Source organism: Rugamonas sp. DEMB1 (genome assembly GCF_029834475.1).
In the GTDB taxonomy this organism is placed as follows: Bacteria; Pseudomonadota; Gammaproteobacteria; order Burkholderiales; family Burkholderiaceae_D; genus Rugamonas; species Rugamonas rubra.
Map to the genome: position 1 here is coordinate 2974718 of NZ_CP122407.1, position 23185 is coordinate 2997902.

At 66.8% G+C, this 23185-nt stretch carries 18 protein-coding genes and 2 pseudogenes; 7 read left to right on the forward strand and 13 right to left on the reverse strand.

Translation table 11 applies throughout. The features are described from left to right. Positions 1–243 precede the first annotated feature (243 nt). Together QC826_RS13460 and QC826_RS13465 are read left to right on the forward strand one after the other, a co-directional pair. Positions 244–2289, forward strand: coding sequence for a putative bifunctional diguanylate cyclase/phosphodiesterase (locus QC826_RS13460; RefSeq protein ID WP_279766040.1), 2046 nt, complete (start codon positions 244–246; stop codon positions 2287–2289). Continuing rightward, positions 2286–4838: a response regulator gene (locus tag QC826_RS13465; RefSeq protein ID WP_279766041.1), complete on the forward strand. Its 2553-nt coding sequence runs from the start codon at positions 2286–2288 to the stop codon at positions 4836–4838. The genes QC826_RS13460 and QC826_RS13465 overlap by 4 nt, the downstream gene beginning before the upstream one ends. Here QC826_RS13465 and QC826_RS13470 read toward each other — a convergent pair. The 5 genes from QC826_RS13470 to QC826_RS13490 all read right to left on the reverse strand — a co-directional run bounded on the left by QC826_RS13470 (position 4835) and on the right by QC826_RS13490 (position 12102). After that, the gene (locus QC826_RS13470) at positions 4835–8008 is read right to left on the reverse strand and encodes a CusA/CzcA family heavy metal efflux RND transporter (RefSeq protein WP_279766042.1); all 3174 of its coding nucleotides are present in this window, start codon (positions 8006–8008) and stop codon (positions 4835–4837) included. The two genes, QC826_RS13465 and QC826_RS13470, sit on opposite strands and share 4 nt — an antisense overlap. Positions 8009–8020: 12 nt before the next feature. Further along, positions 8021–9232 carry an efflux RND transporter periplasmic adaptor subunit gene (locus QC826_RS13475; protein WP_279766043.1) on the reverse strand — a complete coding sequence of 404 codons (1212 nt, stop codon included), beginning with the start codon at positions 9230–9232 and terminating at the stop codon, positions 8021–8023. Further along, entirely contained in the window at positions 9229–10575 is a 1347-nt protein-coding gene (locus QC826_RS13480) for a TolC family protein (protein ID WP_279766044.1), read from the reverse strand. Before QC826_RS13480 ends, QC826_RS13475 begins: the two co-directional genes overlap by 4 nt. A gap of 115 nt (positions 10576–10690) precedes the next feature. After that, positions 10691–11050, reverse strand: a complete 360-nt coding sequence (locus QC826_RS13485) for a hypothetical protein (RefSeq protein WP_279766045.1) — start codon at positions 11048–11050, stop codon at positions 10691–10693. Between the two features lie 92 nt (positions 11051–11142). Next, a complete protein-coding gene (locus tag QC826_RS13490) occupies positions 11143–12102 on the reverse strand; it encodes an ABC transporter substrate-binding protein (RefSeq protein ID WP_279766046.1) in 960 nt (319 codons plus the stop codon). Positions 12103–12582: 480 nt separating this feature from the next. Here QC826_RS13490 and QC826_RS13495 point away from each other — a divergent pair, with 480 nt between their 5' ends. Together QC826_RS13495 and QC826_RS13500 are read left to right on the forward strand one after the other, a co-directional pair. Then, positions 12583–13350, forward strand: a complete 768-nt coding sequence (locus QC826_RS13495) for a carbonic anhydrase (protein WP_279766047.1) — start codon at positions 12583–12585, stop codon at positions 13348–13350. Positions 13351–13540: 190 nt separating this feature from the next. Then, positions 13541–14116 carry a response regulator gene (locus QC826_RS13500; protein ID WP_279766048.1) on the forward strand — a complete coding sequence of 192 codons (576 nt, stop codon included), beginning with the start codon at positions 13541–13543 and terminating at the stop codon, positions 14114–14116. Here QC826_RS13500 and QC826_RS13505 read toward each other — a convergent pair. Further along, complete coding sequence (locus QC826_RS13505; RefSeq protein ID WP_279766049.1) at positions 14092–15783, reverse strand: response regulator; 1692 nt, start codon at positions 15781–15783, stop codon at positions 14092–14094. The two genes, QC826_RS13500 and QC826_RS13505, sit on opposite strands and share 25 nt — an antisense overlap. A gap of 710 nt (positions 15784–16493) precedes the next feature. Continuing rightward, positions 16494–16895 carry a hypothetical protein gene (locus QC826_RS13510; protein ID WP_279766050.1) on the reverse strand — a complete coding sequence of 134 codons (402 nt, stop codon included), beginning with the start codon at positions 16893–16895 and terminating at the stop codon, positions 16494–16496. A gap of 358 nt (positions 16896–17253) precedes the next feature. Between QC826_RS13510 and QC826_RS31615 the strand changes: the two are divergent. Beyond that, positions 17254–17655, forward strand: a pseudogene (locus QC826_RS31615) (helicase-related protein); the annotation flags it as partial. A 624-nt stretch (positions 17656–18279) separates the two neighbouring features. Here the strand turns inward: QC826_RS31615 and QC826_RS13515 are convergent. Further along, on the reverse strand, positions 18280–19302 hold the full coding sequence (locus QC826_RS13515) for a serine protease (RefSeq protein ID WP_279766051.1): 1023 nt from the start codon (positions 19300–19302) through the stop codon (positions 18280–18282). 279 nt (positions 19303–19581) lie between these two features. Here QC826_RS13515 and QC826_RS13520 point away from each other — a divergent pair, with 279 nt between their 5' ends. Continuing rightward, a complete protein-coding gene (locus QC826_RS13520; protein ID WP_279766052.1) occupies positions 19582–19854 on the forward strand; it encodes a phosphoribulokinase in 273 nt (90 codons plus the stop codon). 109 nt (positions 19855–19963) lie between these two features. Here QC826_RS13520 and QC826_RS13525 read toward each other — a convergent pair whose 3' ends face one another. The 4 genes from QC826_RS13525 to QC826_RS13540 form a co-directional block, all read right to left on the reverse strand. Next, the gene (locus QC826_RS13525; RefSeq protein ID WP_279766053.1) at positions 19964–20629 is read right to left on the reverse strand and encodes a hypothetical protein; all 666 of its coding nucleotides are present in this window, start codon (positions 20627–20629) and stop codon (positions 19964–19966) included. Further along, positions 20629–21324 (reverse strand): nucleotidyl transferase AbiEii/AbiGii toxin family protein, encoded by a 696-nt coding sequence (locus QC826_RS13530; protein WP_279766054.1) that lies wholly within the window; start codon positions 21322–21324, stop codon positions 20629–20631. The genes QC826_RS13525 and QC826_RS13530 overlap by 1 nt, the downstream gene beginning before the upstream one ends. After that, positions 21306–21782: a helix-turn-helix transcriptional regulator gene (locus QC826_RS13535; protein ID WP_279766055.1), complete on the reverse strand. Its 477-nt coding sequence runs from the start codon at positions 21780–21782 to the stop codon at positions 21306–21308. Before QC826_RS13535 ends, QC826_RS13530 begins: the two co-directional genes overlap by 19 nt. Positions 21783–21903: 121 nt before the next feature. Then, positions 21904–22389, reverse strand: a complete 486-nt coding sequence (locus QC826_RS13540) for a hypothetical protein (RefSeq protein WP_279766056.1) — start codon at positions 22387–22389, stop codon at positions 21904–21906. Positions 22390–22391: 2 nt separating this feature from the next. Between QC826_RS13540 and QC826_RS13545 the strand changes: the two are divergent. Further along, positions 22392–22550: pseudogene (locus tag QC826_RS13545) on the forward strand (Tn3 family transposase); the annotation flags it as partial. Between the two features lie 173 nt (positions 22551–22723). On the opposite strand, the gene QC826_RS13550 reads toward QC826_RS13545, so the two are convergent. Next, a complete protein-coding gene (locus tag QC826_RS13550; protein ID WP_409567879.1) occupies positions 22724–22945 on the reverse strand; it encodes an Hpt domain-containing protein in 222 nt (73 codons plus the stop codon). Positions 22946–23185: the final 240 nt, after the last annotated feature.

Genomic DNA, 23185 nt, shown 5'->3' on the forward strand with positions numbered 1-23185 from the left:
GCATGGGCTCTTGCTCCAAGACCAAGGCCGCGCCTCACATCCGCGACGCCTTCGCGCGCCAGCGCCACCCGCATTAAGCACACCCGGGATTTCCAAAACACAACCAAAACGCCGGCGTTATCGTGTAGTCTGGCGACATGCGCCCGGGCCGGCGCCGGGCCGGCGCGCGGCCGGCGGCGCGGGTGGAGCGAGGGGAGGGACCCGATGGAGAACGGCGTGCCGCTGTGCGCGGGAAGCGCACTGGTGATCGACGATGACCCCTTCCTGCGCCTGCTGGCGCGCGACGCGCTCGAGAAGCTCGGCCTGCGGGTGGCCGAGGCGGCCGACGGCGCCGCCGGCCTGGCCCGGATCGCCGCGGCGGTGCCCGACATCATCCTGCTCGACGTCATCATGCCCGACATGAGCGGCTTCGAGGTGTGCCGCCGCGCCCGCCGCCTGGCCGGTGCCGAGTTGACCCCGATCCTGATGCTCACCTCGCTCGAGGACATCGACTCGATCAACCAGGCCTACGAGGCCGGCGCCACCGACTTCATCACCAAGCCGATCAACTGGCCCATCCTCGGCCACCGCGTGCGCTACATCCTCAAGGCCGCCGGCTTGCTGTCGCAGGTCGCCCAGAGCGACCTGCAACTGGCCAAGGCGCAGCGCCTGACGGCGATCGGCAGCTGGGAGTGGCGGGTCGAGGCCGACCAGTTCAGCTGGTCGGCCGAGATGTACCGCATCTGCGCGGTGGCGCCGGGCGGCGCCCGCCACGACTTCGCCGGCCTGATGGCCTTGGTGCACGAGGCCGACCGGGCGCGCATCGGCAAGGCGCTGCGCGCGGCGCTGCGCGACGGCGACGGCTACGACGCCGAGCACCGCATCGTGCGGCCGGACGGCAGCGAGCGCATCGTGCACGGCAAGGGCAGCGTCAGCCGCGACGCCGAGGGCCGCGCGCTGGCCATGTCCGGCACGCTGCAGGACATCACCGCGCGCAAGCAGGCCGAGGCCCGCATCGACCACCTGGCCAACTACGACGCGCTGACCGACCTGCCCAACCGCAACCTGCTGAGCGAGCGCACCACCCAGCTGCTCGCCATGGCGCGCCGCAGCGGCCAGCAGCTGACCATGCTCTTCCTCGACCTGGACGGTTTCAAGTTCGTCAACGACTGTTTCGGCCATCCGGTCGGCGACGGCCTGCTGCGCGCCGTCGCCCGGCGCCTGCAGGGCGCCATCCGCGAGGGCGACACCGTGGCCCGGCTGGGCGGCGACGAGTTCGTCTTCCTGCTGCCCGGCCTGGCCGACAGCATGGCCGCGCACCAGCGCGCCCAGGACATCGTCGACGCCTTCGCCGTGCCCTTCGTGGTCGAGCAGCGCGAGCTGCACATCAGCGCCAGCGTCGGCGTGTGCATCCACCCGGCCGACGGCGACAGCATCGACGCGCTGCTGAAGAACGCCGACGTGGCCATGTACCACGCCAAGGAGAGCGGGCGCAACTGCTTCCGCTTCTACGCCGGCGCGATGAGCCGGCGGGTCGAGCAAAGGGTGGCGCTCGAGCACGCCCTGCGCGCCGCCGTCGAGGGCGGCCAGTTCGAGGTCCACTACCAGCCCAAGATCGGCCTGCGCGACGGCCGCGTCGGCGGCGTCGAGGCGCTGGTGCGCTGGCGCCGGCCGGGCCACGGCATGGTGCCGCCCGACCAGTTCATCGGCCTGGCCGAGGACACCGGCCTGATCGTGCCGATCGGCGAATGGGTGCTGCGCAGCGCCTGCGCCCAGGCGCGCGCCTGGCACGCCATGGGCTTCGACCAGCTGTCGGTGGCGGTCAACCTGTCGGCCCGCCAGTTCGGCCAGCACAGCGTCGCCGACCTGGTGCGGCGGGCCCTGGCCGACAGCGGGCTGGCGCCGCGCCACCTCGAGCTGGAGTTGACCGAGAGCGTGCTGATGAGCGACACCGACGCCATGCTGCGGGCGCTGCGCGACATCAAGGCGCTCGGCGTGACGCTGACGCTGGACGACTTCGGCACCGGCTACTCCAGCCTGTCGTATCTGAAGCGCTTCCCCATCGACGTGCTGAAGATCGACCGCAGCTTCGTCGCCGACGTCACCAGCGACCCCGACGCCGCCATGCTCACCAAGAGCATCATCCTGCTGGCACACGCGCTGAAGATGGGCACGGTGGCCGAGGGCGTCGAGACGGAGGGCCAGTTGGATTTCCTGGCCGACAACGACTGCGACGCCGTGCAGGGCTACTACTTCAGCCGCCCGCTGGCGGCCGACGCGCTGACCGACTTCCTGCGGGAACGGCGATGAGCGGCCCCGACACGGCCGCGCGAGGACGGCCCACGGGCGCGCCAGCGGGATGGTGGCGCGCGCCGCTGCTCCAGCTGCTCCTGCTGTGCCTGTTGGTCCTGGCGCCGGGCGCGCCGGCCGTGGCGGCCGAGCGGCCGCTGGTGGTCGGCAGCGAGGAGGACTTTCCGCCGTTCTCGACCGGCACCACGGTGCGCGACGCCGGCGGCTTCACGCTGGAGTTGTGGCGCGCCGTCGCCAAAGAGGCGCAGCTCGACTACGTGCTGCGGGTCGGCCCGTTCAGCCAGCTCCTGCAGGAGTTCAAGGACGGCAGGATCGACGTCCTGATCAACCTGGCCCAGTCCGAGCCGCGGCGCCAGTTCGCCGACTTCACCGTGCCCCACGTCACCGTCAACGGCGCCATCTTCGTGCGCCAGGGCGAGGACCGCATCCACGCCGAGGCCGACCTGGCCGGCCGCTCCATCATCGTGGTGCGCGCCGACCTGGCGCAGGACTACGCCATCGCCAAGGGCTGGCAAGCGCAGGTGGTGGTCGCCAGCACGGCGGCCGACTGCTTCAGGCTGCTGGCCGACGGCCGCCACGACGCCGTGCTGATCAGCAAGCTGGTCGGCCTGCAGACCCTGCAGGCCCTGAAGATCGACAACGTCAAGCCGCTCGCCATCAAGGCCGGCATCGCCCAGAAATTCTCCTTCGCCGTGCGCAAGGGCAACGCCGACCTGCTCGCCACGATCAACGAGGGAATGTCGATCACCAAGCTCAACGGCAGCTACGACGCCATCCACAACAAATGGTTCGGCGTCTACGAGAGCCGCGAGATGACGCTGCGCCAGACCCTGCGCTTCCTGCTGCCGCTGGTGGCCGTGTTGCTGCTGCTGGTCGGCTACCTGTTCCATCGGCGCCGCATCGAGGGCATGCTGCGCCGCGCCAACGAGCAGTTGGAGGAGCGCGTCGCCCAGCGCACCCTGGAGCTGGAGCAGGCGAGGGACCAGGCCGAGTCGTCCAGCCATGCCAAGGGCGACTTCCTGGCCAACATGAGCCACGAGATCCGCACGCCGATGAACGCCATCATCGGCATGCTGTACCTGGTGCTGCGCACGCCGCTGCAGCCGCAACAGCGCGACTACCTGGACAAGATCAGTATCTCCAGCAAGCATCTGCTGGGCATCATCAACGACATCCTCGACTTCTCCAAGATCGACGCCGGCAAGATGGAACTGGAGTGCATCGACTTCGACCTGAAGCGGCTGTTGCAGAACGTGCTAGACCAGGTGCTGTTCCGCGCGCTGGAGAAAAGCCTGCGGGTGCGCCTGGAGCTCGATCCGGCGCTGCCGCGCTATCTGCGCGGCGACCCGCTGCGCCTGACCCAGGTCCTGCTCAACTTCGCCAACAACGCGGTCAAGTTTTCCGGCGGCGGCGAGGTGCTGATCCGCGCCATGGTGACGGCGGCCGACGCCGACGCCAGCCTGATCCGTTTCGAGGTGCGCGACGAGGGCGTCGGCATCGGCGCCGAGCAGCAGGAGAAACTGTTCCAAGCCTTCCAGCAGGCCGACACCACCACCACGCGGCGCTACGGCGGCAGCGGACTGGGCCTCATCATCAGCAAGCAGCTGGTCGGCATGATGGGCGGCGAGCTGGGCCTGCAAAGCGCGCTCGGCGAGGGCAGCACCTTCTGGTGCGCCATCCGTTTCGCCCTCGGCCGCGCCCCGCTCGAGGCAGAGGGCGAGGGCGATCCGGCCCGGCCGGCCAGCCTGGCCGGCGTCCGCGTCCTGCTGGCGGAGGACAATCTGTTCAACCAACAGGTCGCCGTCGACCTGTTGCGCGACGCCGGCGCGACGGTGCAGCTGGCGGCCAACGGCCGCGAGGCGCTGGCCCTGCTGGGCGCGCACGAGTTCGACTGTGTGTTGATGGATATCCAGATGCCCGAGATGGACGGCCTGGAGGCGCTGCGGCGCATCCGCGCCGACGCCGCGCTGGCCCGGCTGCCGGTGATCGCGCTGACGGCGAACGCCCGCCGCGAGGAGCGCGAAGAATACCTCGCGGCGGGCATGGACGGCTTTATCAGCAAGCCGATCGAGCCCGCCGAGCTGTACGCGGCGCTGGCCCAACGCCTGCCGGCGCAAGGCCGCCGACCGGCCGAAGTGGCGGCCGGGGTGGCGGCCGAGGTAGCGGGCGGGGTGGCCGCCGCCGTCCCGGCGCAGGCCGACGGCGAGTACGATCCCGCCGTGCTGGCGCGCCTGTGCGTGGAGCAGCCGGACCGGCTGCGCCGCTACGTCGAGGTTTTCCTGGACTCGGCCGAGCAGTCCATCGAGGGGCTCACCCAGGCCCTGCTGCGTGGCGACCTGGCCGGCGTCGCCGGCTTCGGCCACCGCATCAAGTCGGCGGCGAACTCGGCCGGCGCGCATGGGCTGGGCGCCCTGGGCGCCGCCCTGGAAGCGCTGGGGCGCGGCGGCACGCTGGCGCAGGCCGGCGTGCTGGCCGCCCGCCTTCCCGCCGCGCTGCAAGAGACGCGCCGGCGCATGGCGGCGCAGACCGAGGCGGCGGGCAAGGACTAGCGGCCGCCGACCGGCAAGGGCGCCGTCGCGGCCGCGCCGTCCGCTGCTGCGCGGCGGCCGTGCGCCAAGCGGTACAGCACCGGCAGCACCAGCAGGGTCAGCAGGGTCGACGACAGGATGCCGCCGATCACCACCGTCGCCAGCGGCCGCTGCACCTCGGCGCCGGTGCCCAGCGCCACGGCCATCGGCACGAAGCCCAGCGCCGCCACCAGCGCCGTCATCAGCACCGGCCGCAGGCGGGTCAGGGCGCCCTCGCGGATCGCCTCGTCCAAGCTGCGGCCCTGCTCGCGCAGGCCGCGGATGAAGGCGATCAGCACCAGGCCGTTGAGCACCGCCACGCCGGACAGGGCGATGAAGCCGACCGCCGCCGAGATCGACAGCGGCAGGCCGCGCAGCCACAGCGCCGCCAGGCCGCCGGTCAGCGCGAAGGGGATGCCGGTGAACACCAGCAGGCCGTCGCGCACATTGTTGAACATGGCGAACAACAGCAGCAGCACCAGCAGCAGCGCGGCCGGCACCACCAGCTTCAGGCGGCTGGCGGCCGACTGCAGGTTGTCGAACTGGCCGCCCCATTCGGTCCAGTAGCCGGGCGGCGCCGGCACCTTTTGCGCCACCAGGCGCTGCGCCTCGGCGACGAAGGAGCCCATGTCGCGGCCGCGCACGTTGGCGGAGATGACCACGCGGCGCTTGCCGTTCTCGCGGCTCACCTGGTTCGGTTGCGGCGCCAGGTCGAACTCGGCCACCTCGGCCAGCGGGATGCTGCGGCGCACGCCGTCGGCGCCCACCGGCAGCGGCAGCGGCAGGCGCTTCAAAGCGTCGATGTCGTTGCGCAGGTCTTCCGGCAGGCGCACCACGATGTTGAAGCGGCGGTCGCCCTCGAACACCACGCCGGCCTCGCGCCCGCCCACCGCCACCGCCAGCAGCTGCTGCACCTCGGCCATGGCCAGGCCGTAGCGGGCGGCGCGCTCGCGGTCGACCCGCATGGTCAGCATCGGCAGGCCGCTGGTCTGCTCGACCTTGACCTCGGCGGCGCCGGGAATGTCCTGCAACACGGCGGCCATCTTGCCGGCGGTCTGCTGCAACTGCTCCAGGTCGTCGCCGTACAGCTTGAGCGCGACATCGCTGCGCACGCCGGAGATCAGCTCGTTGAAGCGCAGCTGGATCGGCTGCGAAAACTCGTAGCTGTTGCCCGGCAGCGTGTTGGCGGCCTCCTCGATGGCGGCGATCAGCTCGTCGCGCGTGCGCCGTGGCTCGGGCCACTGCGCCTGCGGCTTGAGCATGATGTAGCTGTCGGCCGCGTTGGGCGGCATCGGGTCGGTGGCCACCTCGGCGGTGCCGATGCGGGCGAACATGCGGTCGATCTCGGGGAACTGGCGCACCAGCGTCTTTTCCAACTGCTGCTGCATGGCGACCGACTGGCTCAGGCTGGTGCCGGGCACGCGCAGGGTCATCACCGCCAGGTCGCCCTCGTTCAGGCTGGGCACGAACTCGCTGCCCAGGCGCGTCACCAGCAGCGCCGACAGCAGCACCGTGGCGGCGGCGCCGCTCAGCACCACCGCCGGGTTGGCCAGCATGGCCTCGAGCACCGGCGCGTACAGGCGGCGGGCGCGGCGCATCAGGCCGTTCTCCTTCTCGGCCACGCGCTCGCCGATGAACAGGGCGACGGCGGCCGGCACGAAGGTCAGCGACAAAATCATCGCGCCGACCAGGGCGATCACCACGGTGTAGGCCATCGGCTGGAACATGCGCCCCTCGACACCGCTCAGCGCGAACATCGGCAGGTAGACGATCATGATGATGAACTGGCCGAACAGCAGCGGCCGGCGCGCCTCGCGCGCCGCGCCGCGCACCTCGTCGAGGCGCTCGGCCAGGGTCAGCGGCCGGCCCAGCTTTTCCTGCGCGTGGGCCAGGCGGCGCACGCAGTTCTCGACGATGACGACGGCGCCGTCGATGATGATGCCGAAGTCCAGCGCGCCCAGGCTCATCAGGTTGGCGCTGACGTGGTTGCCGACCATGCCGCTGAAGGTGAACAGCATCGCCAGCGGGATCACCAGCGCGGTGATCAGCGCCGCGCGCATGTTTCCGAGGAACAGGAACAGCACGGCCACCACCAGCACCGCGCCCTCCAGCAGGTTGTTGCGCACGGTGGCGATGGCCTTGTCGACCAGCACCGTGCGGTTGTACACGGTGGGCGCGTAGACGCCGGGCGGCAGGCTGCGGTTGATCTCCACCATCTTCTTGTCGACGGCGGACGAGACGGTGCGGCTGTTCTCGCCGAGCAGCATGAAGACGGTGCCCAGCACCACCTCGCGGCCGTTCTCGGTGGCGGCGCCGCTGCGCAGCTCGCGCCCCAGCGTCACCTCGGCCACGTCGCGCAGGCGCAGCACCGCGCCGTCGTTGTTGCCGAGCACCACGTTGCGCAGCTCCTCAAGCGAGCTCAGCTGTCCCGGCGCGCGCACCAGCAGCTGCTCGCCGCGCTTCTCGATGTAGCCGGCGCCGACCGTGCCGTTGTTGCGCTCGACCGCCGCCAGCAGGTCGGCCAGCGCCAGGCCGTGCGCCGCCAGCCGTTCCGGCAGCGGGGCGATCTGGTACTCCTTGGCGTAGCCGCCGATGGCGTTGATCTCGGTCACGCCGGGCACGTTGCGCAGCTGCGGCTTGATGATCCAATCCTGGATCTCGCGCAGGTCGGTCGGGCTGTACGGCGTGCCGTCGGCCTTGCGGGCGCCGTCGCGCGCCTCCACGGTCCAGAAGTAGATCTCGCCCAGGCCGGTCGACACCGGCGCCAGCGTCGGCGACACGCCGCTCGGCAGCGCGTTGCGCGCCTGTTGCAGCCGCTCGTTGACCAGTTGGCGGGCGAAGTACAGGTCGGTGCCGTCCTTGAAGATCACCGTCACCTGCGACAGGCCGTAGCGCGACAGCGAGCGGGTCTGTTCCAAATGGGGCAGGCCGGCCATCGCCGTCTCGATCGGCAGCGTGATGCGCTGCTCGGCCTCCAGCGGCGAATAGCCGGGCGCTGCGCTGTTGATCTGCACCTGCACGTTGGTGATGTCGGGCACGGCGTCGATCGGCAGGCGCTGGTAGTTGTAGACGCCGGCGGCGGCCATGACCAGCACCAGCAGCAGCACCAGCCAGCGCCGGGCGATGGAGAAATCAATGATTCGTTCAAACATGGTTCATTCCTCTCAATGGCCGGCTTCGTCGGATTTGCCTTGCTCCGACTTGATGAGGAAGCTGCCGACCGCCGCGTACTTGGCGCCCGCCGACAGGCCGGAAACGATGTGGATCAGCTTGCCGTCGCTGGCGCCCGTCAGCACCGGCTGGGCGACGAAGCCCTCGGCAGTGCGCACGAACACCACCTGGCGGTTCTCGACCGTTTGCAGCGCGCTCAGCGCCACCGCCACCGGCGCCGCCACCGGCGCGGCGTTCACCGTCACCGTGGCGAACTGGCCCGGGCGCCAACGGCCCTGCGGATTGGCCAGCAGGATGCGCGCCGTCGCCGTGCGCGTCTGCTCGCCGAGCAGGGTGCTGACGTAGGCCACCTTGCCGCGCGCCAGATTGCCGGCGTCGCCGCCGGCCGGCAGAGCCACCTCGACCGTCGCGCCCGGCTTCACCGTCGCCAGATCGCGCGCCGGTACGGCCACGTCCAGCCACAGCGTGCCCAGGTCGGACAGGGTCAGCACGTCGGCGTCCTCCTTGACCGGCACGCCGGCGCTGAGCCGGCGCTCGACCACGGTGGCGTCGAAGGGCGCGCGCACGCTGTAGCGGTTCAGCCCACCACCGGCGCCGGCCGCTTCGTCGACGCCCAGCGCGGCCAGCTTCTGCCGGCTGCTCATCGCGTTGATCTCGGCCTCGCGCAGCGCCTGGCGCGCCTGCAAGTAGTCCTGCTCGGCGGATATCTTCTGCTCCCACAACTGCTGTTCGCGGGCGAGCGTGCTGCGCGCCAGCTCCAGGCGGCGCTGCGCCGTCAGGCTGTCGCCGCGCAAATCGGCCACCGTGCCACTGTTGATGACGGCCAGCACCTGGCCGCGCTTGACCTGCTGGCCCAGGCTGACGGCCACGCTCTCGACCATGCCGGCCACGCGCGGCACGATGTGCGCGCTGCGCTCCTCGTTCATGCGCACCTCGCCCTGCAACTGCACGCTGGCGACGATGCTGGCCGGGTCGGCGCTGGCCAGCGTGATGCCGGCCGCCTTGATCTGCGACTCGCTCAGCGCGACTTTGCCGCCCACCAGTTGCGGCGCGGCGGCCTCGGCCTGGTGGTCGTCGTGCTCCAACCCGGCGGCGGGCGCGGACTTGCCGCCCCACAAAATCAAACTGCCCAGCACGACGGTGGCGGCGGCGATGGCGGCGATGGCCGTGGTTTGTTTCTTGTTGATTGATGGCGAAAATTTCATGGCTGCTCCGCAGTCGGGGTATCGGGGGCGCCGCCCAGCAGACCATGCAGGTCGGCGTAGGCCAGGCGGATGTCGGTCAGGGCGCGCAGGTAGCCGCTCTGGGCGTCGAACAGGGTGCGCTGGGCGTCCAGCACTTCGAGGAAGCTGAACTTGCCGAACTCGAAGCCCTTGACGGCGGCGGCATAGGCGCTGCTGGCGCCGGGCAGGATCTCGTCGCGGTATAGCTGCGCCTGTTCGCTGGCGCCGCTCCAACTGCCGTGCGCCGCCTGCAACTGGCCGTGCAGGCGCACGGCGGTGGCGTCCAGTTCGCTGCGCGCCTGTTCGCTGCGGCTGGCGGCGGCCTGCACATTGCCTTGGTTGCTGTCGAACAGCGGCAGCGGCACGGACAGGCCGAAAACCGCCTGGTTGCGGCCCAGTTCGGCGTTGCGCTTGGCGCCCAGCAGCAGCGTCACGTCCGGCGTGCGGCGCGCCTTCTCCAGGCGCAGCTCGGCCTGGCTGCGCGCCAGCTCGCTGCGCGCCCGCGCCATTTGCGGCGCCCGCTCCAGCCGCGCCGTCAACTGTGCCAGCGTGGGCAGCGGCGCCGCTTCCGCCATGGCCGTCTCGACGCTGGCGAACGGCGCCGTTGTCGCGCCCCAGTTGGCGGCCAGCTTGCCGCGCGCCCGCAGCAGCTCGGCCTTGGCCTGGCTCAGCTCCAGGCGGACGCCGGCCTCGGCCACGCGGGCCTTGCTTTCCTCCACCGGCGAGATTTTTCCGGCGGCGACACGCTTGGCGGCGGCCGCGCTGGCCTGGCGCGCCAGCTCCAGCGTCGCCAGGACCAGGCGCGAGCGCTCCTGCGCCAGTTGTACCTGGGCGAAGTCGGCCATGACGGCGCCGGCCACGTTGGCGCGACGGGCGGCCAGGGCGGCGTCGGCGCCGTCGCGGCCCAGCGCGGCGACGGCGACGCGGGCGGCGCGCTTGCCGCCCAGTTCCAGCGGCTGGCTCCATTGCAGCGTGGTGCTGCGGGTGGCCGCCTGCTGGTCCTCGACCAACAGCGACAGCTCGGGGTTGCGCGCCGCGCCGGCCTGGCGCAGCGCGCCGTCGGCGGCGCCGAGCTCATGCGCGGCGGCGGCCAGTTCCGGGCTGGCGCGCGAGGCCAGCGCCAAGGCGTCGGCCAGCTTGAGCACGCCGCCGGCCGTGGCCGTGGCCGTGGCCGGCAGCGCGGCCGGCGGCGCGGCCGGGGCAGTGCTTGGGGACGCCGACAGCAGCGTCGGCGGCGAAGTTGGGGTGGGCGCGTTGGCGCCCTGTGCGGCCGCCGGCAAGGCGAGCATGGTCGCCAAGCCCAGGGGCCAGAATACTGTTTGCATCGAATTCTCCGTGGATGACAGACGAGGGAATCCGGCAAAGCGGACCGCGCGCGCACGGCTCTACAGCTGTGGCGACAGTAACAACAAAATCAGGAAGGTGGGGCCGCTTGCCGGGTCAGACGGCAGGCTGCCATTGCGGCCGTTCGGGGCGCGGCGAGGCGTGGGAGGCGAAATGGATGCGCGCCGAGGCGACGGCGGCGCTGTCTTCCGGCTGCTGCGCCAGCTTGCGCACGGCCGGGGCGGACATGATGCAAATGCTGCCCAGGAAGCACAAGGCGCAATGGGCGTCGATCGGCGAATTGACGCTGCTGTGCTGTTTGGACAGGTCCAGGCCCAGGTCCAACTGTTCCTGCGCCTCGACGGAGCAGGGCTGGTGGCGCGTGGTCCGATCGAAGCCGCAGCACAGGTCCACCGCCGCCAGGGTGACCTGGCACGGTAGGATCAGCAACAGCAAAATGATCAGGAAACGGCGCATGGGCGAGATTGTAGCCGCATTGTCGCCGCCGCGCCACGTTGCCGACCGGTCGGCGCCGCGCTTAAGGCCATCCTAAGTCGGCGCCGGCCGTCCTACTTGGCCAGATCGATCTGCCAAAAGCCGTTCTTGCCCACGCTCTTGTGCGCCAGGAAGGCCGTGGGCAGGGCGATGTGCAGCGCGGCGGCGCGCTCCGGGTCGATCAGCACGGTCGGCGTCTCTTGCCGCAGGATCGGCAGCACGTCCGGCTTGGTGCGGCGCTTGAGGATCTTGCTGGCCTGGATGCCGGCCAGATTGCCCACCTGCGTGAAGTCGGAGCCGACATACAGCACCGCGCCCGGCACCCGCACCATGGCCAAGGTCACCACCGGCAACTGGTGGGCGGCGCCGAAGTCGCCCAGGTCGGTGGCCGCCTCGTAGCGGTGCAGGCCGTAATAGGTGTCCAGCGGCACGGCGAACATCTGCACGCCCTGGCCCTGGTTGTACAGCGACTTGAGCGTCGGCACGATGCTGTCGTTCTTGCTGACCAGGCGAGAACTCACCGCCATGCCGGCCTGGCCGGCGCTGCTGACGGCGGCGGCGACGTGGGCGACACCGTTCTCGTCGTCGGTGTGCACCATGCCGATCCGCCGTACCTCGGGGAACAACTGCTGCACCACCTTCACCGACTCGGCCATGTTGCTGTACAGCGTGGAGCCGGTCACGCCCGGGCCGGCGTCGCTCAGCGAGACGCAGCCGGCGTCCTGCGGATTGGCCACGGCCGTGAACACCAGGGGAATGTGGGCGTCCTCGACGATGCCACGGGCGTATTTGGTGGCCGGCGTGCCGATGGTCAGCACCAGGTCCGGCTTGGCCTCGACGATGCGGGCCGCCTCGTTGCGTATGCGCAGCAGCACGCCGAGCCGGCTCCAAAAGCCGCCTTTTTCCATGTCGAAATCGATCTTGACGCGGTGCACGCTCAGGTTCTTGCCCTCGATCAGTTCGTTGCTGCGCAGCGCGGCCAGGAAGCCGTCCAGCGATTCCTGGAAGGGCTCGATGTCGGTCACCTGCAGCACCTCGATCTTTGAAGGTACGGCTGTCCTCCATCGAGTCGGCGGCCAGCGGTTCGAAGGCCAGGGCGGGGAGGGCGGCAAACGCCAATGTGCAGATTGCGGCGATTTTTTGCATGGTTGTCCGAGTTGTTTTAATGCGGTGGGCGGGAGGCCGGACGCGGCGTCGCCCTGGTGGAGCGCGCCGCCGGCCGTTGTGTTGATTAGACCAGACAAGCATGCCACTAAGGCAAGGTGCGACTAGCCCTGGCGAGCCAATCGGCACGTCTGGCGGGCCAAGCGGGCGCCGCCCCCGGCGGGAGCGGCGACGCGGCGGCGGCGACGCTTGTCGACAGTGCGGCGTTTGCGCCACAAAACGGGCGGCATTGCCGGCCGATGTGGGATTTGGTGAGAATCGCCTTGCGCCGCTTTGCTACCATGGCTGGCCGCCTCGGAAAACGCCGCGCACCCCGCAGAAAAATCCTACAGAAACTCCAGGAGATAGCCATGAAAAAACTCGTCATTCCCGCCGCGCTCGCCCTGTTCGCATGCGCCTACGCCAATCCGGCCCTGAGCGCGGACAAGCAACACGAGGGCAAGCCGGCCCACTGGAGCTACAGTGGCCACGCCGATCCGGCCCACTGGAGCGAGCTGCAGCCGGACTTCGCCTCCTGCAAGCTGGGCAAGGAGCAGTCGCCGATCGACATCCGCGACGCCGCCAAGGCCGAGCTGCCGGCGCTGGGCTTCAGCTACGCCGCCGGCCGCGCCGAGGTGGTCAACAACGGCCACACCATCCAGGTCAACGTCGGCGACGGCAACAGCGCCAAGCTGGGCGGTTCCGACTACAAGCTGCTGCAATTCCACTTCCACACGCCGAGCGAGGAAAAGGTCAACGGCAAGGCCTATCCGCTGGTGGCCCACATGGTGCACAAGAACGCCGAGGGCCAGCTGGCCGTGGTGGCCGTGCTGTTTAGCGAGGGCAAGGAGAACCCGGTGCTGAAGAAGGTCTTCGCCACCATGCCCAAACAGGCTGACGCCAAGGCCGAGCTGGCCGAGCCGCTCAATCCGGCCGACCTGCTGCCGGCGGCGCAGGGCTACTACGCCTTCATGGGCTCGCTGACCACGCCGCCGTGCAGCGAGGGCGTGCGCTGGCAGGTGCTGAAGCAGCCGGTGCAGATGTCCAAGGGCCAACTGGCCGCCTTCCGCAAGCTCTACCCGATGAACGCGCGGCCGGTGCAGGCGCTCAACGGGCGCAGCCTGCAGCAGAGCCAGTAGGCGCTGCGGGACGCGCCGGCGCGCGGTCATGCCCCGGAATCAGCCCCTCCGTATCGCCATCGCCTTAGCGGTGTCGTCCAGCGCATGTCCTTGTGGGAGGAGGCGTTCGCTATTGCCAATGTAGACCAAACTGACTATCCTGCCAAAACGGACTGAAGATACGCCGCTAAAAAGGAGACAGGAGGTGGGCATGGAGGAGGTATTGACCACGGGAGAGGCGGCGCGCATTTGCGGAGTCAATTTCCGGACCATATTGCGCTGGATAGATCGCGGTCTGCTACCCGCCTATAAATTGCCCGGCAGGGGCGATCGCCGGGTCTTGCCAGACGATCTGCATCGCTTCATGCGTGAAAATGGGATTCCCGACCGTAGCGAGGTGAGCGCCTTGCCAAGGCGCGTGCTGATCGCCGACGACGAGCCGGCCATGGCAAAGGCCATCGAGCGTGTGCTGCGCGCTGCGGGCTTTGAAACGGCGATCGCCTCCAATGGCTTCGAGGCGGGCGCCATGCTCGCCAGCTTCAAGCCGGCAGTGATGACCCTGGACTTGCGCATGCCCGGCCTCGACGGCTTGGATGTTTTGCGTTTTTTGCAAAAAACCGAGCTGGCAACGCCACTGAAGACCTTGGTCGTGTCGGCCGACACCGAGGAGCGCCTGCGGGAGGCGCTGGCCTTGGGCGCCCACGGCGTGGTGCGCAAGCCGTTTGCGAACGAGGAACTATTGAGCGCCGTGCAGCGCATGTGTTACGCCCCAGGCGCCACTGCCTGACCGGCGACGTCAAGAATGTCGGGCATGATGCTGCCCAGCTGCAAGAGAAGTTCGGTATGACGGCGCTGGCCGGGCGCCATCCTGTTGATCAGCGCCAGCACCTCGGCCGCCTCGGCCAACAGTGCCGGATCGTAGCCGCGCTTTTGCACGTGCGAGATCAAAATCTGCGCCGTGTTGAGCAAAATGCGCAGATTTCCCGGCAACTTCAGGCGCGCGGCCCGCATCCAGTCGACCGCGTCCTCCAACCTGTTGGTCTTCCACAACAACACGCCACGGTTCATGACCTCGGACGCCTCTTTGCGCGCCCCCTCGATCAGTTCGGCACCCTCTTCGCCCATCTGCGCGTGCTCGAAGACCTTTTGCACCTCGTCGCGCACGCTCTTGTCGTCGTCGTTGTTCTGGATGATGTAGCACAGCAGCTTGACCGCCGGCTCTTTGATGCCCACTTCGAGCAACAATGTCGCGATATCCATGCAGGTATCGGGGAGGGGCAGGTCGCCGGCGCTCGCCGTGGCCAGCATCGCTTTGAACTCCTCGGCGATCGCCGTTGCGCTCTGCTGGTCGTCGTTGTCCAGGTACACCAGCCCTTCAGTGATCCTGGCACGAAGATTGCCGGCGTCGCCGGCGAACTTCTTCTGCACCGTCGCCAGGATCTGCAACGCCTCCAAGGGCGCCTTCCTGATGCCACATGCCCGGGCCAGTCCGAAGTAGGGATCCGCGGTTCTGCTGATTGAATGCTCGCCGACACTGATGCATTTGCGGAAAGCCTTCTCCGCCGCCGCGACGTTGCCCAGCCGCAGGGAGACTTCGCCAAGCGTCCTCTGGCGATTCACGGAGTTGGGCGACAATCTGGCGGCCTGCTCCAGTACCGTGCTGGCTTGTTCCTGCTGCCCCAACTGCTTGTGCGCGGCGGCAAGCTGATCGTAGGCGTCCAGGTACAGGTGGTTGCCGTCGATTACATCCTGGAACATCTGACAGGCCGCGCCATAGTCGCCGTCCTGCAAATGGAGCTCGGCCAGCCCGGCCTTGGCCCAGGTGCACTCTCGTTGGCACAATACCTGCGTATAGATGGCGCGTGCCTTGGCCCGTTCACCGCATTTCAGCAATAGACTGGCCTTCATGCGCAGCAAGTCATGTTCGTGCAGCTTGTTGCCGGCGATCTGGATGTCGCACAGCGCCGCCGCGCCGGCAAAGTCCTTTCGCGCATAAGCGAGGTCGATTTTCTGGAACACCTGCTTTTTTTGCCAGATGCGATTCAGGCGCGTGTTTAACATGCCTTCGGTGATCGGCTTGATCAGATAGGCGTCGGGGTGGAATTCGGCCGTGCCCATCACGGAATCGGCGCTCTTTTCGGCCGACACCATGATGAAGATGCCACTGGGCTTGAGCCAATTGTTGCCGCGCGCCTCCTCCAGGATTTGCTGGCCATTCCGCCCCCCTTCCAGGTGGTAGTCACACATAATGATGTCGTAGCGCTTGTTGTTGATGAGGGCGACCGCTTCGCTGCCGTCCATCGCCTGGTCGATGAATTTTGCGCCCATGCTACGCAGGCTCTCGCGCAGCAATTGGCGGATGCTGGCGCAATCGTCGATCACCAGGTAGTGCTTGTCGGCCCAGTTGATGGAGCGGGTGGTTCCGCTGCTTGGCGCCTTGCTGGTGGCTATCATTTGGTTCATCCTATTCCTCTTGGCAAGTGCGCCGCGCACCTTGGTCCTGGCGTTCGCTACGTTCGGACTTCCCGACGGGTGTACTGACGTGACCTTGAATTCCATATTGCATGTCTTTACCCGCCTGGCGGACCAACAACGGTCGGATGGAGCGGTTGGCTAAATCGGCAATTGAACGCGCAGTGCATTCTTGTCCTCTCCTTGACTTGCGCGCCGGAACAGCCACGACCAGTATATTGATCCCAAGCCATCAGCACCGCCGGTATGCGGGCACCGCGGAATTGCCATAAGGCAACCCCATGACCACAATGTAGATTAAACTGACTATCCTGTCAAACGAGACTTTGCTGTCACGCTGCCTTGGGCGGATTTCGACCTGACGCGGTCGGTGCGGGTGCCGGGGATGGCCGGGCCGGGGTACATGGGCCGCTGCGTCGCCTGCGCCGGCGTCGAGGCTATGTCGCGCCCCGGCGGCCGGCGCGTCGTCGCGTCGCAGGGCAGGTGCTTCGCGCATGTCGGCCCGGGAATCCGGCCGGAAGATGTCGATGTCCTTGTTGGAGCGGTGGCCGCGTTCCGACGATCGGGCCGCGGCGCCGTGCCGATCAGTAGCAGCGCACTTCCAGGTTGTGCCCGTCCGAGGGTTGGCCGGGATTGCGGTTTTTTTCGCAAAAACATAGATAAGTCTATGAATATACGCAGAAATTCAAAACCTAAGCGGTGAGTTCCTTGGACTTCAATCTGAAGCGAACGCCGCTTCCGCCATGCGAGTGATAGAGAACGACGAACAGGTGGCCGTTCCGGATCATCTCCACAACATCAGCGCCCTGAAGCGCCATTCCTATCCACTGCGCGCCGGCTTCAAACCGAAACGGCAATGCTTGAGCCGGCGATGGCGAAGTGATGATGAATGTTTTTGCCGGCCTGTTGCGTCGGAACATAACGCCGAACCATGAATCGAAATATAGGAAGCCGAGGTTGGTTATTGTCGTCGCCCGATCCCCTAGGTTGACTGCGGTTACCGAGATGTAGGTGTTTGGGTCCAGCTGGCCCCCCCTACCATTTTCATACCGGTGCTCGCCAGCAGGCGTACCTTCGGCCCAGAGTGCAGCCATTTGTAGGCGTCCCAACCAAGTACGAATGTCGAGATGACCGCCGCGTAGCCGGCGATGCCAATTGTCCAGAGTTCGTTGGGGGCATGGGATGGATTCTAGCTCGTTGTGGTTGTCAGAGATAAATACTGGGCGCGTAATTCGGCGATCTGCAATTAACTGCAAATGACAGTAGGCTCGTACTCACGCTATCTGCAAATGAGATTGCAATCGACGGCGCCGGCTCGCATTCCATGGCCGCCGGCGCACGCTAACTGCAAATGACGGCTCATATTGGCAAGCCCGCCGCCAGCATGCGTTCCGCACGCTTCGCTACGTCCGCCGCGAGGACGGGCAGGAGATCGAGGTGGGGCTCGACGAGGTGCGCCGGCTGGGCGAGGAGGACGCCAAATTTCGCCGCAGTATTGTTACGTCCACCGAAACGCTGAACACCATCGCCGACGCCTCCATCCGAGAGCTGCGCCGGCTGCGCGAGGAGTCCGGCGACGGCCGGCTGAAGATCATCGCCTCCGCCCTCAATTACGAACACTGCCAGCAGGTAGTCGAAGCCTACGTCGCACGGGGTCTGCGCGCGGGGGGCGTTCATTCGCGAGAAAACACGCCGGCCAACCAAAGGGTAATGCAACGACTGGAGAACCACGAGCTCGACGTGATCGTCCAGGTACGCAAGCTCAACGAAGGGTTCGACCACCCGTATCTGTCCGTGGCCGCCGTGTTCAGCATCTTCAGCAACCTGTCGCCGTTCGTGCAGTTCGTCGACCGCATCATGCGCGTCATACGGCAGAACGCCCCCGGCCATGTCCTCAACCAGGGCGTCGTCGTGTTCCATGCCGGCGCGAACATCGCGAGGCGATGGGCCGACTTCCAGGAGCTCAGCGCAGCCGACCGCGACTACTTCGACCAGCTCCTGCCCGTGGAGGACGTCGATCCGGACCACGCCCCTGCAGAGCGCGGGGTCGAGCCCGTTCCTCACGACCCGTCGGGAGTGGAGGTGCACGGCCAGTCCGAGGTCCACATCGAGGAAATCCCCCTACTGCAGGACGACGACGCCTTGGCCGCCCTGCGCGTGCTCCAGGCGCGCGGCTATAGCACGGACGACATTGCCGCCGCGTATCAGACCCTGCAACCGGTCCCGGTCACGCTCGCGCGTCAGCGCCAAGCGATGCGCGGAGGGCTTCCAACACGTGTGAGTACAGCGGCGCCCAGGATTCTCGGCGAACGAAGCATCACCCCGCAAGTGATGGTCGCTTCATCGTACACGTGCGACCGTCCTGGCGGGCGAGGGAGCGCACTTGGTAGGGATCGGTTTGTACCCGGTTGGCCACTTCAAAATCCCCCACTTTTGGCCACCCAAATTCCCCCAGGCAGGGCCTGTAAAATTGTAAAGTCAGCCCCAGTTGTCAAGGCCCCACCTGACGAGACGGCTCAACCCGTTCCCGCCAGCGAAGAGGCTGTTCTTCTCCTCAAGGAAGTTGTCCTCACGGCCACTCAGCGTGCCAATGATCTGCCGACCGCCGTTCGTCCACCGGCCCCACAGTGGGCCGCCTGATTGACCGCTCGCGATATCCGCCCGGGTCTCGAGCTCTAGCGTGTCGTAGCTATCGCCGTCGTCATCGTGGACGGATATGCCTTGCTCGTAGCAGGGGCGGTCTCCCAACCTACTGAGATCGTAGGGGTATCCAGCGTGCGTCCAGACACGCATATCCTCCCAGTCGTCGTCGTACGTGCGATAGCCGAAGTAGCCAAGCCAGTTCCCGAACGGCTGATCCAGTTGACAGATGGCCATGTCGTACCCGTCCTGATCCACGAATTGTTCCCACGCGGCGATGCCAATCACGTTCGCCGTCCATGTCGGTCCGAGCACTGACGTGCCGTTGAACATGCCGGGCGTGAAGGTAACGGTGCCCAAGACAGGACCACCCGGCACCCAAGAGCGCTTGACGACATGGGAGGCGGTCAGGATGGTCGATTTGCCGACCAGCGCCGCACTCCCACTGCCGCCGAGACTAGTTATGAGCTGACCGACTCGGATCCACGGCGCACTCGTCGTCGAATAGACCTGTCGGCTCTCGCCGTCGTAGATCTGGGTGAAATTCGCCGGTTCGACCAAGGTTCCGTTGAATCGGCGCAGCCGGGTAGTGGTGGATGCCCGAGGGAGGGAACGAGGCCCGCCGAACATCACTTGGGCGTTCTCCGGCGACCAGTCGGGGATGCTGTGGATTCTCTCAAGCGACAGCATACTCACGTTGAGTGCAACGCAGCCTGCAGGCTTCGGAGGCTCCGTCTGGGGATGACGCACTCGGTTGATGTCGAACCAGCCCGGTTCGCCGAACTGGTCGCCAAGTTCAATTTCTTGGTCAATGGTGAGTGGCGCCTCAACTTGATCACAAGCTGCTCGTTTGTTCTTCATCCTCATTCCTCCTCTTGTCTTCGGCGGGCGGTTGGATGGCCCGAGGACGCGAGCAGGTGGCCGTCGGCAGCGTGATGAGGGCCGGGTACCACCGGCCGCCGCGCATGCTCTCTACCTTCGCCCACCGGCTCATAAGGTCGGCGCAGACCCACACGGCGGCGATTGCGCAAGTCATTGCGCGAACCAAGTTTTTTGCATTTGCTAATTCCAACAATAACCGTCTTAGTGTCGTTTAACTTGAGATATATCGAGCCTTGAGCACGCTGGCATCGCACGCCGATGCAGGTCCAGCTACACCTGACGTTGGCGCTCGAAGCCGGCTACCAGACGGGCGAAGAGCCGGTCACGGCGGAATTGGTGGAGACGGTGCTGTCGCGCCAGCTCGACGACCTGGAGCCGACGCTGGCGCGCCACGGCTACCGGCTCAAGGACATGACCGAGCAGTTCGACGCGAAGGCGGCCGAAATCCGGGCGATGTTCAGCAACCAGCTCGAACCGAAGCGCGCGGCCGAGGTCCGCGAGCGCATGCTGGCGGCAGGGTTGCCGATATGAGCCGTCATTTGCAGTTAGCGTGAGCCGGCGGCCATGGAATGCGAGCCGGCGCCGTCGATTGCAAGCTCATTTGCAGATAGCGTGAGCACGGGCCCGCCGTCGTTTGCAGTTAATTCGAGCCGGAATCGGCGTCGAATGCGAGCACGGGCAGTTTGAAATGCGAGCCGCTACAGCTATAGGCCGAGAAATTATCCGGCACCAGAAATTCCGCCTCGCTCGACCTCAAAATGCCCCATCTCTTGCCCGCCATTCTTCGCCTTTCCCTGTCCATCTCGAAAACAAAACGCAATCCGGTCATGAAGCGGCTCGGGATCGTATTGTCCGGCGCGGCGAACAGGTATCCGTTCGCCTCCAAGATCTCCTGCGTGTCGACCGACATCCCGCGCTCAGGCTCCACCATGTTTATCCTGATATCGGGAAGCGGATTGAGGTAACGCTCGTGCCGGAGAGTCCAGAGCAAATACATGTCCGTGACGGCGGCGGTCATCGCGCCGTCGAGCGTGGTGATGGCGCCGGCGACAATGATCCTTGCCACATCCTGATATCTGTCCTCGATCGCTTTCATGAAGACGGCTTCGGCCTCCTGATCCCACAGGCGGCGTGCACAAAAATACGAGTTTCCCGGCGTGAGCCACAGATCTTGTTCGCCGCCTTTTCGGCGCACCTGCACCGTTCCATTCTCGCGGGCGAAACGGGATATGCAGGCCTTTGGAAAGATATGCTGATCGATCGTCAGCTTGTGCGGATTGCCCTTTTGCGGCTTCGGATAGCGCATCAGAGACCCTGCGCAGCCGGCACGTCGAGCATGGCGGTCAGCGTACCTTTCAAGGTGTGGCAGGCCTGGTCAAAGGTCGGGTGGAAATTGAGGGAGTCGACCGCATCGAATTGCTGTTTGAGCGGGATGTATCGCTCGTCGAGTTGCTGGAATACCGCTGCCGCGTGCCGGGTCATAAACTTACGCGCCGCCATGAGTACCTCCGGTTCGCGCTCCGCGATCAGGGCAAAATCGAAGATGTCGCGTCCCGTGATGCGATCGCCACGGTGCCACATCTTTTTCGCGATGATTTCGACCGACGTTTCGACCCGTACTTGATGCCCCAGGACGGTCTCGATTTCAAATCCCGGCGCGGTCAGGTTGGGCGCGGCCACGAAGTCGATCTCGCCCTCGGGCAGGTACAGCTTGACGTAGCCGGCCGCCTCCACGTAGTCGGTGGTGATGGATTCGGCGACGTCGCTCAGCCGGGGCGTGACGAAGCCGAGCGACTGCGGATCCGGAACAAAGATGTCGATGTCCTTGCTGAAGCGGTGGCCGTAGCGCAGCATGAGAACGGTGCCGCCGCCGAAGGTCCAGAAGGGATCGTCGCGGCCGTGCCTGGCGATCTCGCCGATCACCTTCAGCGCTTGGGAGAACAGCGTCTCCCAGGTCCGGGGAATGCCCGGCATGCCCGCCATCACCAGACCGTTCTGCATACTTTCCATTGTTTCGCCCACTGACTGAGGTTTTTCATGATTTTCTTCGCGGGCACGTCGGATGTGGCCGCCTCGGCGACGGCTTTCACCACCACCGGCAACGGCGTCTCATCGAGCAAGGCCATTAAATGGGGCTGGAACTGGTCCGGCGCCTGGCCGGAACGCAGCATCATCGACAGCATGTCCGGCGTCATCACGTCCCGGTAGCTGGTGCTGATGCTGCGTGCGGCGACCGTCAGCGCGCTTTTAAGGCCCGAGGGTTGCACGGTCTCCATGTCCAGGCCAAGAATGTCCATCACCGCCTTCAGCTTGGTGTAGCCAAGGTACTTCAGCGTGCCGTTCTCCAGCTGGTTGATCGTCACGCGCGACAGTCCGGCGAATTTGGCGAGATGCTCCTGCAGCAAGCCTGCCTGGATACGCTTGATGTGAATTTCACCGCCGATTTGGGCCAGGTTCATGGTCTAGCTCATTTAATGTTAAGTATATTTAACATTATAGCGCGAATCCCGACTTTTCCACGGCAGTTTTATGGCTGCGGCCGCCGCAGATGCCGCCGACCGGCGTACCGTCTAGTTGGGACTAGCCGGCACGCGGCTGGATCTGGCCGGCATCCTCCACCGTCAATCCCAACTGATGCAGCATCGGATTGACGATCAGATTGAAGACTGCGGTGGAGATGGCCACGCCGGCGCGCGCCTGTTCCTCGGTGGCGGACGCGCCCGCGTGGACAATCCGGTTACGCAGCCCCCGCTGCGCGTCGCATTCGGCCAGCAATTTGGCGGTCGATTCGGGACGTTGCAGCGAATGGATGTCGATACCGACAAATTCTGTGAACAGGCGAGCAAGCAGCTTCGCATAGCGGATATAGCCCGGTCCGGAGAGCGTGTTTTCCACCACCACGTCGGCCAGACTCTCGATATGAACCAGACCATGCACCACCGGCGTCAGAATCGCCGCTTTGAGCAGCAGCTCCGTGCAGGAAACAGCGAAGACCACCGCGGCGGCGAAATGGCCATTGTCCCGGAGACGCTGGGCCTCCTGCAGCGCATCGACCGCCGGCCGCATGACGCAAGGTGATCAAGTACAACCAGCTCGTGGCGAACATGGTGATCTTGCATAACGTCCATGAAATGACCAAGCTGCTGAAGGGGATACAGGCGAAGGGCTATGTGCTGACGGAGGAGGTGCTACGTGGTCTGGCGCCTTACCGCAAGGGGCACATCAACACGGGTCGTCGAAGTAGCAGGCGTCGGCCATGCCGAGCGCGCCGAAGGACTGCGCCGGCGGGGCCGACTGCATTCATGACCGCAGCACGTCATTCTGGAGTTCCAGCTGGAACGAGGTCCAGTCGTTCCGCTCCAGCTCCAGGGCGGAGTGTGGCGGCTTGGCCAGGGCGCTGCTAGCCCGCCGCGCCGGACGCGGCGTCCTCCTCGAGCGACGCCGCCAACTGTTCGATCGCCGCCAGCGCGGGCGGTATCGCCGCCAACACCGAGCCGAGCGCGACCCAGCCGTCCGGCGCGGCGGCCGTCTCGGCCGCCGCCGCCAAGGCGGCCAACTGCTCGGCGCCGACCGTGCCGGCCAGGCCCTTGAGCACGTGCAGCAGCGGCCGCGCCGCCGCCAGGTTGCGTGCCGCTCGATGGCGCCGAGCAGCAGCGCGCCGATGCGGCCGGCCTCGCCGGCAAAGTCGCGCAGGGCCAGCAGATACAACTGGCTCAGGCCGCCCATGCGCTTCAACGCGGCGCCGCCGTTCAGCACGGCGGCGTCGCTTGGTGCGGCCAGTCCGCCGGCGGCGCCGCTGCCGCCTGCGCCGCTAGCGTCGCCGCCACCGGCGCCGCCCGGTCCGTGGGCCAGGATGACGGCG